15 protein-coding genes are annotated in these 12355 nt (G+C 39.4%); all 15 read left to right on the forward strand.

The window, feature by feature from the left end:
* Positions 1-572 (forward strand): TraG/VirB4 family ATPase (locus EDC17_RS15605; protein WP_449441396.1); only part of this gene is annotated, 572 nt, incomplete at its 5' end.
* A 6-nt stretch (positions 573-578) separates the two neighbouring features.
* Complete coding sequence (locus tag EDC17_RS15610) at positions 579-1241, forward strand: hypothetical protein (RefSeq protein ID WP_132779037.1); 663 nt, start codon at positions 579-581, stop codon at positions 1239-1241.
* The gene (locus EDC17_RS15615; RefSeq protein ID WP_132779039.1) at positions 1238-1888 is read left to right on the forward strand and encodes a hypothetical protein; all 651 of its coding nucleotides are present in this window, start codon (positions 1238-1240) and stop codon (positions 1886-1888) included. The genes EDC17_RS15610 and EDC17_RS15615 overlap by 4 nt, the downstream gene beginning before the upstream one ends.
* Positions 1885-2553: a hypothetical protein gene (locus EDC17_RS15620; RefSeq protein ID WP_132779041.1), complete on the forward strand. Its 669-nt coding sequence runs from the start codon at positions 1885-1887 to the stop codon at positions 2551-2553. The genes EDC17_RS15615 and EDC17_RS15620 overlap by 4 nt, the downstream gene beginning before the upstream one ends.
* A 22-nt stretch (positions 2554-2575) precedes the next feature.
* Complete coding sequence (locus EDC17_RS15625; RefSeq protein WP_132779043.1) at positions 2576-3286, forward strand: hypothetical protein; 711 nt, start codon at positions 2576-2578, stop codon at positions 3284-3286.
* Between the two features lie 85 nt (positions 3287-3371).
* A complete protein-coding gene (locus EDC17_RS15630; RefSeq protein WP_243646181.1) occupies positions 3372-4508 on the forward strand; it encodes a plasmid transfer protein in 1137 nt (378 codons plus the stop codon).
* A gap of 10 nt (positions 4509-4518) precedes the next feature.
* Positions 4519-5139 (forward strand): conjugative transposon protein TraK, encoded by a 621-nt coding sequence (gene traK / locus EDC17_RS15635; protein WP_132779045.1) that lies wholly within the window; start codon positions 4519-4521, stop codon positions 5137-5139.
* A complete protein-coding gene (locus tag EDC17_RS15640; RefSeq protein WP_132779047.1) occupies positions 5117-5515 on the forward strand; it encodes a hypothetical protein in 399 nt (132 codons plus the stop codon). The genes traK and EDC17_RS15640 overlap by 23 nt, the downstream gene beginning before the upstream one ends.
* 23 nt (positions 5516-5538) lie before the next feature.
* Positions 5539-6732: a conjugative transposon protein TraM gene (gene traM, locus EDC17_RS15645; RefSeq protein WP_132779049.1), complete on the forward strand. Its 1194-nt coding sequence runs from the start codon at positions 5539-5541 to the stop codon at positions 6730-6732.
* A gap of 7 nt (positions 6733-6739) precedes the next feature.
* Positions 6740-7588, forward strand: a complete 849-nt coding sequence (locus tag EDC17_RS15650; protein ID WP_132779051.1) for a DUF4138 domain-containing protein — start codon at positions 6740-6742, stop codon at positions 7586-7588.
* Positions 7589-7652: 64 nt separating this feature from the next.
* Positions 7653-9638 carry a type IV secretion system DNA-binding domain-containing protein gene (locus EDC17_RS15655; RefSeq protein WP_132779053.1) on the forward strand — a complete coding sequence of 662 codons (1986 nt, stop codon included), beginning with the start codon at positions 7653-7655 and terminating at the stop codon, positions 9636-9638.
* Positions 9639-9663: 25 nt separating this feature from the next.
* A complete protein-coding gene (locus tag EDC17_RS15660; RefSeq protein ID WP_132779055.1) occupies positions 9664-10167 on the forward strand; it encodes a M23 family metallopeptidase in 504 nt (167 codons plus the stop codon).
* A gap of 3 nt (positions 10168-10170) precedes the next feature.
* Complete coding sequence (locus EDC17_RS16920; protein ID WP_165894445.1) at positions 10171-10326, forward strand: hypothetical protein; 156 nt, start codon at positions 10171-10173, stop codon at positions 10324-10326.
* Complete coding sequence (locus EDC17_RS15665) at positions 10319-11542, forward strand: ArdC family protein (protein ID WP_132779057.1); 1224 nt, start codon at positions 10319-10321, stop codon at positions 11540-11542. The genes EDC17_RS16920 and EDC17_RS15665 overlap by 8 nt, the downstream gene beginning before the upstream one ends.
* Positions 11543-11550: 8 nt before the next feature.
* The gene (locus tag EDC17_RS15670) at positions 11551-12228 is read left to right on the forward strand and encodes a DUF4099 domain-containing protein (RefSeq protein WP_132779059.1); all 678 of its coding nucleotides are present in this window, start codon (positions 11551-11553) and stop codon (positions 12226-12228) included.
* Positions 12229-12355 lie beyond the last annotated feature (127 nt).

Consider the following 12355-nt stretch of genomic DNA (forward strand, 5'->3'; position numbering starts at 1 on the left):
GGAAAAACAGACGTAAGACACTTATCTTGGAGGAGGCCTGGAGAGCAATCTCCTCACCGATAATGGCTAATTTCTTGCTTTATTTAAATAAAACAGTAAGGAAGTTCTATGGTGAAATCATTGAGGTTACCCAAGAAATAAACGATATCATCGGAAATCCTATTATTAAAGATAGCATCATCAATAATTCGGATACCGTAATCCTATTGCAGCAGAATGAAGCAGACTTTAAAAAAGTTGCTGAATTACTAAACATTAGTCAAGTGGAACAGCGTAAAATATTTACTATAAACAAGCTGGACAATAAAAAGGGCAGATCAAGGTTCAATGAATTTTATATGCGTCGTGGTAGCTCGGGGGAAGTTTACGGTGTGGAGGTAAGCCTCATTCACCACCTGGCTTTTACTACCGAGAAGCCCGAAAAGTCTGCTGTAGAAATTTATGCTAAAGCCTTTGGATCTTACCCCCAGGCACTCTCCAAATTCGTCACCCACCTACAGAGCAGCAGGCTTGCGTTAAATGAGTTTGTAGAGCACATCAACAAAACCAATGCCCCTTATACATTTAATTAACTAGTTATGAAATACCTTTTAATTATATTTTTAGGCATACTGAATATACCCCTGTCGCGCGGTCAGATATATTTTGATCCAGCAGTAGCTACCGCAACGGCCACCCATGCCGGTATCATAAACAGCCAGATGAAAGATGTCAATGAAAACCTTACACTTATTCAGCGAGGGCAACTAGCCATTACAGGACAATTGACCCTAATCAACGATCTACAAGATAACATATATAAAGGTCTGACAGAGGTCTCCGCGGCAATGTACGCCCTACTAACCGTAAAAGATATCGCTGATGTTTCCTTAGACATTCTGGAGAATTTAGACAAAGCACTGCAAATGGCTAGAGCCAGTCCCATACTCTTATTATTTGCCGAGCAGGGGGTAAGAGATTTTAAAACCCGAGCCAATAGACTGGCAACCGAGGTTAGCTCCTTTGTACTAAAAGGCGGCAAAGACAATTTATTGGATTCAGGAGAAAGGGCAAAACTCCTCAATCTTATCCGCACGGAGTTAAGCATCCTTCGTGGAATAACCTTCGGTATGCAAAGAAGTATGTTCTGGGCTCAGCAGAGAGGGATATTAAATGCGCTTAATCCCTATAGCGGGTTTATCAATATTGATAGAAATATTGCAAATGACATTATCAGAAATTCTAAATTGATAAGAAAATGAAAAAAATCCTCATAGCGCTGTTGTTTATTGGTATATCACAATACGCAAATGCACAGCTTAACGTGGAGCTTTTACATCAACTAGTTGGCCATAGCAAGGACGAGTACGAGCTACAAGTTATTGCCCGAAATAAACAAGCCATAAACTCGACATACCAGGAAATTAATACAGAACAATCCTCTAGATATAAAAATAGATATAAGGATCTCTCCGCGCGTTTCATGGTAATTTCCACCGCCCTGCAAACCCTGAATTCCTCATTAGAGTCAGCCAGTATAGTCCAACAGATCATCCAGGAGCAGCAGCATTTAATAGAATTAATAGCAGCAGATCCTATACTCCTTCCCCTAGTCATACCCACCCAACATGAAATCCTTGATAAAGCGAAGTTTTTAGCAAGCTATATACTTGGCTTAATGCTTAGCGCATCGGATTTAAATTACATGAGTCAGAGTGACAGAAGGATATTATTCGACCACGCCATAAAAGAGTTAAGGGAAATTTTAAGTATATCAAAAGGATTAACCAAAAGCATTTACTATAGTGCTATGCGTAAAAAATTAAATGCCACACCTGAAAACTTCTTTCAACAGGATAAGGAAATAGCACAGCGCATATTAAATCAAATAAAGGAAATGAAAAAATGAAAAATAAAGCCTTTTTACTGCTACTCTTGTTTCCCATTTCCCTTGCCGCGCAAAGTCCTATAACTTTTATATATGATGCTGGTCATTTAAAAATAATTAATCAAAATGCCGCCGTACGCTACTCTTCAGAGCAGTACCACCTCTCTCAACTTGCCCATACCAAAAAATCCGTGGACGACATTTCTATTAATCTCTCCAGCATGCTGCTGCTGCAGGGCGTTATTCATAAATCCCTAACTCAGGTGGATGCTGCATTAAAATCCTCCCGAGCGGTATTATATATTTATAGCGTTACAGATGAAATTTTTGACCTTAGCAACCAAGTCTTCTTGCAGGCAAAACAAGAGCCTTGGCTTTTACTATTTGCCGAAGACATTGCCCGCGCATTGAAAGATAGAAGCATCAAAGTAGCGCTAGAAATATCCGACTTTGTACTAAAGGAAGGCAATAACATTCTAATGGATCATGCAAAAAGAGATTTTTTACTCCGAAAGGTAACCCTGGAACTTCAGGTCATCCGAGCTCTAATTTTTTCCATCAATAGATCGATGTATTGGACTCGGGTAAATGGGTTTTACAGATCTTTAAACCCATACGCCCAATTCATTAATACCGACCGGCAAAAGGCCCAGGAGATAATTCGTCTCTCCAGACTACTTAAGTAGAACTTTTATAATATTTTAAATTATGGCATTTAAGCTCCTCAAAACGCTAATACTATACGTGATTTTAGCCATTAGCCCTACTCATGCCCAGTCTATTAGATCCATTAATGACAAGCACATTCAGCACCAGCAAGAGCGCATGGTATACAAACAATGGGATCGCGATAAATTCACGCCCACAAAAGGGTTCCTTGGCCTAAATTACCAGTACTGGCTAACCTGGGGATTACATCCCAATTACCCCAAACTCGACAGAAGGCCCCTTTCTGCTGATGGGCCACAAACATTAAGAATAGGTTTTGCCCTCGCTATGAAAGCCGCCGTAGAAAAGAATAAGCTGCATATGGATACACTAAGAAATATATCCCTTGGCGAACTCTCTCATATATCAGCTCTGGGAAACTCGGCTGACCCTTTGTGGATACTTTACTATAAACAGCAGCTGGCACCATTAACGGAATCCCAGGGCGAGTATGATCCATTTAAAAACACTACTGTAACCCTGCTCAACCATCTTAAAGAAAAAGGGGTATACGACTGGTTTATTGAAGAACATACTGCGCTGAAAGAAAGGCTCCAACTCATTTGGCAGACGGACATGGAAAGAGGAAGTAGAATCTTGTCTTACCACCGTATTTTAGGTGAGTTTAGAAAGCTTATAAGCACCTTAGATTCAAAAATCGAATATTCCAGAAAATATCTGCTAATAACTAAAGGAACCCAAAAACCTTAATTAGCTTTCCCAACCATTTTTTACCGAAGAAATGCCTCAGTGCAGATTAACATAATCGGCAAGTTTCTTCACAATAGCCCATTATATGAAAAACATATTTCTAAATTATACCGGGGAGCTAGAACATTTCGTCTCTTCGGATATTCCCGAATCTTTTAAGAATACATTCAGCTTCCTACAGGGAGAAGGGGTGTATGAAGATGGTGTGATGCACTTTCTTAAAGGACTGAAAAACACCGTTTGGTCACATTACGATGTATTCATCAACGATGCACAAGCCTTAGCAGCAGTCTTTATGCTTATTTTCTTTGCTATAAAATCCTACGAAATGATTTCAGGGGATAAGCAACTCGAGGTAATGCCCCTGCTGCGTCCTTTTGGTTTGGTAATGATTATTATATGGTGGGGAACTTTTACGCAGGCCATATCCCATCCAACAGATATCATAGCTGCAAAAACAGCAGACCTTTTTAACACCGGCCAGGGTCAAGTTAATGCGCTGCGCCTGCAGCGGGCAGAGCTTATGATACGTGTAGCAGACCAGCTAACTACACTGCAAGCAGAAACCGATGTCGCCGTGAAAGAAGCAGACACCTGGTATAGTAACGCTTGGGAGTCGGTAACCTCGAAGGTCAAAGAAGGGTTCACCAATGTATGGAATTCAGTAACACAGCTAAGAAATAGAATGGAGATTAGCTTGCAGCTTTTATTATCCAATGCCCTGGAGTTGGTAGCATTATGGATATTGCGCATAGCAACCTACATCATATTTATGATACAGATTATTTATTCCACCATCCTGATCATTTTAGGCCCATTCTCCGTATCGATAAGCATTCTGCCCGCCTTTCGGGATTCCTTTGGGGCATGGATAGCACGATTTATTAGTGTAAACCTGTATTCGGGGATAGCCTACCTAGTCATGCATCTCTCGAGTCTATTTCAGCAGTATGCCTTAGAAGCAGAAATAACAAGATATACACAACTTTTGGAATCTTCAGGCGATACGCTGGAAAAACTCGGTTGGTTTGCCAGCAACGGGCTTTTAAGCTTTGGGATTGTCATCATAAGCTTTATAATAAGCGCCTTATGTATACTCACCGTACCGAGTATAAGCACTTGGATTATTTCCACCAGCGGCGTCACCTCGGCCGTGAGCACCCTTGCGCGAGGGTCCTCGAATTTAATGCGCACCGGACTTCGAATAATTGCTAAAGTTTAAACATTTCCACATGATTATCAAAAACATAGAGTCAAAAATTAAGCTAGCCTCATTCATTAGCTTATTTAGTTTTATCACCTCGATCCTTATCTCAGCCCTGGTGAGTTATTATGCCTTTAAACAGATTTCATTATCTCGTCAGTCTGTATATATACTGGATCACAATAATACCCCTTACCAAGCCAATCAAACCGATATAACCGTAAACCGAGCATTGGAATACAAATCGCATGTCAACCTATTCCATTCGCTATTTTTTACGCTTGCTCCCGACGAGAAATATATTGAATACCAGATGCAGAAGGCTATGTACTTAATTGATGAATCCGGAGCCCTGCAATATAATAACCTGAGAGAAAAAGGGTTCTTCAATTCCATTTTATCATCTAGCGCGGTACTTACGGTTCAAACAGACTCCATACACGTGGATGCACAGCAAAAGTATTTTCGCTACTATGGTAAACAAACCATAGATCGAAGGAGTACTACAGTAATTCGTTCCATTATCACCGAAGGGTTTTTACATGACCTTAACATTCGCACAGAAAACAATGGCCATGGTGTGTTAATAACACGATGGAAAACACTAGAAAACAAAGATTTAAGCCATGTTCAAAAAACCAATATTTAAATTCTTTCATCATAGAGTATGCAAGAGAACATTCACTTGGGTAAAAAATATTTTACCAATAAATGTTATACTCCAAAAACATCCTAAATCAGTATTTGCCCTGATGATAATAAGCATCCTTTTCTCCGTAGGATGCTTTTTCATTTATCAAAATCCACACTCTAAAAAAGAGTCCAGCGCTATGCCAATAACTCGGCCTTTAACCCATAGCATAGCAGGGCTTTTTTCCAGCGTATCGGCCATAAAAGAGATTCTTGTTCTGCAAGAGATTGTGGATGTTGCACTTCAAAAGGATAGTCTAAATCAAACCGATAGCCTGCTTATAGAGCAAACTCTACAAAAGATTCATGTCTTAGAAAACATGATGTTAAAATAATAGGAAATTTAAATCATCGGACCATGAATATTAACTTCAAGCATCCCAAATACATTATCCCACTAATTGTACTGCCCTTTCTTTTTATATTCTTTTACATATATAAAGACCTGGTGAAAGATTCTCCTGCAGAGCACCAACAAGCAGAGAGCCTGCAAGAGAAGATTGTGGATGTATCCCAGGAGGTAAAGAATCAAGCATTAGCCGATAAGCTTCAAGCTTATAAAAACCAATACCGACAGGGAAATGGATATACCGCTATTGGTAGAATACAAGAAGAGCGAAACCAGGAATATAATTTTGAAAACTTTTATAATGAAAAGGAAAAGCAACAACTCGACTCTTTAGAGAAGGAACTTAAAAAACAGCAATTTAACTCTTTTAAGCAGTTCAACCAAAATCCTCAAGAAGATAGACAAACCCAACAGCAAACCACCGACTTAAATAAAACCATCAGTAGGCTATCTCAACTTGAAAATAGAGATACCTCCCCCCAACAGTCCTCCTTAAACAACCATGAAGACCCTATGGAATTATTTAGAAAACAAATGATGCTTGCCGACAGCTTTGCCAAAGCCAGTGATCCGGCATACCAGCAGCAAATAGCAAACCTTGAAAGAAAAAAACAACAGCCCTTAATAAGAGATAGCATTCATGCCTTTAGAGTAAAAAAATATTCCCAAGAAAACCCCGCCTTTAATACTTTAAAGCCCTCGGAATATGATTTTCTTATAAAAGCAATCATTGATGAAAACAGGACCGTCTATGCAGATTCCAGGCTCCGCATACGTATTCTCGAGGACCTGCTTATTGCGGGGTACCGCATCGAAAAAGGAACTTTTCTATATGCTAAAATTTCGGGCTTTTCCGCCCAACGCGTAGAGCTAACAATAAGCTCCATTATGCATAAGGGCAGCATTATTCCCATAGAGCTGAAAATATATGATCAGGATGGCCAAGTTGGGCTATATGTTCCTAACTCTGCCTTTAGAGAATTTTCTAGAGACCTAGCGGGTAGCACCAGCCAAGGAATCAATGTAAATACGGTAATGGAAAATAATTCCCAGCTTTTTATGAGCACTCTGCAGCGCATGTTTCAGTCTTCAAGCAGCGCTCTTTCTAAACACATAAGAAGAAACAGAGCGCACATTAAATACAATTCACTTATTTACCTTCTTGACCCTAAGACGTTAACACATAATTTAAAACAACAATAATTTTATTATGAAAACATTTTATTCTTTACTAAGCCTATCTCTATTAAGCCTTATTGCCCTTACTCTTCAGGCGCAGCATTTAACGGCCAGTAACCTAAATGATCTTCCTACAGTTACCCTATTGAATGAAAATACTGTACATTTTCTTTCTCCACAGCCTATTAAATATGTAGATATCTCTTCTCAACGCATAAAGGGGGACCTCCCTGTGGAGAACTTACTGCGCATCAAGCTTCTATTGGACTCAACAGAAACTTCCCCTACATACCCTAAAGAGCTGGGGACACTCACCATTGTCGCTGAGGATTTCATTAGCCAATATCGACTAGTTCACAGTAAGCAAGCAGCACCCAATATCCCTTCACTTATCGAACTCTCCCCCGACAATACTAGATCCATAGATAATTGGGGTGAACACCTATCGGTGAGCAGTATGCGTGAAATAGGACTTAATATGCTAAAAAAAAGAAAGCATAAAGCAATCCAAAAATCTAAAGAACATGGAATCGCTATGCAACTGAATAAAATTGGAACCTTTAGCGACTACATATTTCTGGATATCAGCTTTTCCAATAGTACTAACCTGGTTTATAATGTAGATGAATTTAGACTTTTCATTGAGGACAAGAAAATAATAAAAGCAAATAATTTTCAAAGCACGGAGCTAATGCCTTTATGGAGCCTGCATGAGATCAAGCAGATAAAAAATAAGCAAAGGAATATTTACGTAATCAAAAAAGCTGTTTTCCCAGGCAACAAAACCTTAAGGCTCACGCTATCAGAAAAGCAAATATCCGGAAGAATGATAGACTTAAAAGTGAGCTACAAAGATATTCTCAGTGCCGAAAGCCTTTAGTTTTAGCCTGACATTTAACGCCAGTTAAAACCAAATCTATTCTATCCATTTTAATTATTAGCCTATGGAGGAAACAAAAGAACACAAGCAGTTATTTAGGTTGTTACAGCTTAGTATCTATTTCTTTGTATGTATAGAACTTTACTTATTTTACTTCGTACTTCATTTACAGGTTAACAACCCTTTATCGGCAGCACTGCAGCCGATAAACCAGAAGCTCTTTAAATTGCCATTTTATTCTACGCTTATTAACAGTAAAATAACAACTCTTTGTCTAATTAGCTTAGTGTCCCTAGGCACACTCTCGAGAAAGAATATTGATCTTAATGCAAAAAGGCATATCCTAATCCCAATTCTCTCGGGCCTACACCTGATTTTTTTCTCTGTGTATGCGTACCATAAAAAGGAAGTTATCCTATTGGGGCAGTATAATATATTTGAAGGACTGTACATTTCTTGCACGCTATGCGGTACTATACTCGTTCATGTTGCATTAGACAATATTTCCAAAATCATCCTCTCTAACTGGGGAAAAGACAGGTGGAACATAGAGCAAGAATCGTTCTTACAACCGCAAAAACGTGTCGATAAGCCCTATGCGGTGAATATACCCATGCTTTTTTATTACAAAAGGAAGGTTCATCGGGGATATATTACGCTGGAAAATCTTTTTAGAGGCCTCCTGCTTTGTGGGGTGCCAGGTAGCGGCAAAAGTTTTGGTATTATTATGCCCATCATCCGGCAGATGATCAATCAGTCCTTTACGTTATGTCTATACGATCTTAAATACCCCGATCTGGGTAAAATAGCCTATTATCATCACATAGCCTTAAAGGCAAAAGGTAAATGCTCAAACTATAAGTTTCATGTCATCAACCTCAATGATCCATGCATGAGTAGGCGCGTGAATCCTTTTAAAAGCGAATATATAAATACCCTGGCGGACGCCTCGGAAACAGCCGAAGCCCTTGTAGAAGCGTTAAAAAAAGGAGATAAATCCACCGGCAGTGATCAATTTTTTACGCAATCAGCAATAAATTTTCTGGCTGCCTGTATCTATTTCTTTAGTAAATATGATAAGGGAAAATTTTCAACCCTTCCTCATATACTTTCGTTTCTGAATTTATCCTATGATGAGATATTTTCCGTGCTATTCCGAAATCAGGAATTAGCATCACTGATGTCGCCCTTTATGACTGCCTATAAGGCAAAAGCATTTGACCAGCTGGAAGGGCAAGTGGGGACGCTTAAAATATTTATCTCTCGCATGGCAACCAAAGAGACATTCTGGGTCTTCTCGGGAGATGATTTTAGTCTAAATATATCATCTCCCAAATCGCCCGGCATACTCGTGCTGGCCAATGATCCAAGCACACAAAGTATAAATTCTGCATGCTTGTCCACCATATTAAACAGAGTGACCAAGTTAATAAATACTAAGGGGAATCTTCCTGTGGGCCTTATAGTAGACGAAGCGCCCAGTGTGTACATCCATAAAATAGATATTCTTCTGGCCCAAGCACGCTCCAACTTATCCGCCGTAGTCCTCGGCGTCCAGGAGCTACCCATGTTGCGCCAGCAATATGGTAAAGAAACAGCGGACACTATAATATCCATTATGGGTAATATATTATCCGGAGCAGTACGCAATAAGGAAACCTTAGAGTGGCTTGAGAGAATTCTGGGCAAGGTAAAACAAAAGGGTGAAAGTATTAGTATTGACAGAAACAAGACCACCATATCCTTTAATGAAAAATTAGATTTCTTAATTCCTTCAGGGAAAATTGCGTCCCTTTCTACGGGTGAAATTGTAGGCCTTACCGCGCGCGATAGAATAGACAAGTTCACCGGTCACTTTCAGACAACAGCAATACACTGCAGAGTAGACCTGGATCCAAAGGAGCTTGCTAAAGAGGAAAGCAGCTACCTGGAGATGCCCCAATATTATGACTTTGGAGATAAAAAAGAGCAAATTCTAGCAGACAATTTTACGCGCATAACCGATCAGGTAAAACAAATGGTTTCTAAAATTTTAAGTTCCCCGGCCTGACCTCCCTCATTCTAATACCACACCTATGATTCCAATTACAACAACTTTGCCTGCACGTAGTCCATGGCAAAGGCTCATTATGCTCTTATGCATTCTTTTCCTATTTACTCCTACAGCAGCTCAAAGCCTTTCCTATAGCCAGCCTTTGACCCGCATGCATATAACCTCAAGTTATGGAATGCGCATGCACCCCATCCTGGGCGTATATAAATTCCATGCGGGGATTGATCTGGCTGCAAGAAGTGATACGGTTAGAAGTATTCTCAAAGGCCAAATTGTATCTATGGGATATAGTAAATCATTAGGATATTTTGTTGCTACAATTCATGGGGATCTGACTATACTATATGGCCATCTTTCAGCCATAAGGGTAAAACCAAAATCGTTTGTGCATGCCGGCGACATCCTTGGGATTACCGGTTCCACCGGACTCTCAACCGGCGATCACTTACATCTAGAAGTTAGACTTCTTGGCAGGAGGATAGATCCTCTGCTATTATTTAAATACTTACAAAAATTAAATCAATAGATAATGGATATACACTTAAACTCACTTATCGAAAAACTTGCTATGTTAACTACGCAAGATGAGATAGAATTAAACCCCTTTGAAGCTGAAATATATGGAATAGCTAATTCGGATATTTTACCACTCGAGGAATACCAGGGAGGGCCCCAGGATGAATAACAAGAAAAATTCAGTATATGAGCTTGTAGCAGCAAATATTATTAAGCAATTGGAACAAGGAACTGCACCCTGGCAGATACCTTGGCAAAGCCATGGTCCCTCATTTGAACTTCCTTATAATGCCATAAGCGGTAAAAGATATAGAGGCATAAATATTCTATCGCTTTTATCCGCCGAGCGATCAGATCCTAGATGGGTCACCTTTAAACAAGCAGAAGCGCAAGGCTGGAAAATTAAAAAAGGAGAAAAAGCCTCATTGATCCAATACATAAAGACACACGAATATAATGCCCTAAAGGATGATCATGGACAAATTGTATTTAATGAGTCTGGCAAACCTGTCCAGGAACTCAACATGCTATATAGACCTATGATTGCCAATGCTTGGGTATTTAATGCTGAGCAGATAAGTAGTATAGCACCTATCGTTCATGTTCACAACCCAGAAAACAAATGGGCTGTCATTGATCGTGCGGAAAAGCTCGTGGAGGCATCCAAGGCGGTAATAAGTCATACACACGAGGATCGCGCATATTACAACATTACAAGCGACAAAATTGTTATGCCCCTGCGTAATCAATTCCCTGCTGCAGATAAATATTACGCCACTCTATTACATGAACTTGGGCATTGGACAGCACATGAAACTCGGCTGGACAGGAATATATTATACCGGTATGGATCCATGGGCTATGCCCGAGAAGAATTGCGCGCGGAAATTGCTTCTATGCTTTTAGGGCATGAACTAAATATCGGTCATGACCCTTCTCAACATATAGCCTATGTGGAAAGCTGGATAAAAATATTAAAAGACACGCCATATGAAATACAACTAGCAGCTTTAGAGGCTGAAAAGATTTTTAACTATGTATTATCATTTGACATAAAAAGATCCCAAAATCATAATCAGCAACAGCATCAACAGCACGCCGGGCATTTAAATCCAAGACTTCCTGACAAACATCTGGGTATGGGAGAAATTATTAACTATAATCATTCATCTTATAAAATTTGTGGATTATTGAAAAAGGGAAGACTTAAAGTGGAAGACCTGAATTCAGGTAATAGTTTTATAGTCTCCAAAAATGATAAATTGTTTGAGTCATTAATCAATGCAAAATATGGGGACAATATCTTTCACCTTGGTAAAAGCAAGGCGGAAGTAAATGATCTACCCGCGGATCATCAAGCCAAAATAATTTCTATAAAAAGATAATACAATACATGATGAAAGAAAAAATTGACATCAATACTTTACCTATGGTAGATTTAGCACAAATTGGCTTATATAAGGATGGTGAAGTAAGGATCTCCTCCGAAAACATTCAATCTCTTGTGCAGGGAAGAAAAACCGATCTACTCATGCTCACCATTAAACGTGGTAATGATATGATAAATCTCCCGGCTAAAATATCCTTTATTCAGGGAACATTAAAAATTCATCCCATATATAACACTCCTCAATTTCATCCCCTACTTTCTGATCAAGAGGCAAACTTATTAATGCAGGAGAAGAAATCTTTAATACATAAACCGCAGAATAATGCTTTACACATTCATCAAGACAGTATATATATAGAATACGATTCCCAGACTAGAGAATTTGCCTCTTACAGCAGCTCTGCTCTACCCAACATCCAGATGGTAAATAACATAGCATTAAATGACAAACAACAAAAGTCGTTATCGCATGGAGACAGCGTAGTGCTGCAGGACGGCTCACATATACAGTTTTCAATAAAATCTGGTCTTCACATCCTCAGCGATAAGAAAGAAGTGGCAATACGAGTTAGCCATAATAATGAAAGTACATATTATATAATTAAATTTCCTGAGCACAATATTGCTCCCCAGCGAACTCTTTCCAACCAAGAAAATACCCATACTCGAAAAATTCTCTAGGTGATTGAAACGCTGGTAATAAAATATTGAGCAATCGAGTAGGAAGATAGGGATTATTTCCCTATCTGTCCTCTCACACCACCCGGCATACGGATCCGTACCAAGGCGGTTTGTTAGAATAACGTCG

It is taken from the genome of Sphingobacterium alimentarium (assembly GCF_004342685.1).
GTDB classification, from domain to species: domain Bacteria; phylum Bacteroidota; class Bacteroidia; order Sphingobacteriales; family Sphingobacteriaceae; genus Sphingobacterium; species Sphingobacterium alimentarium.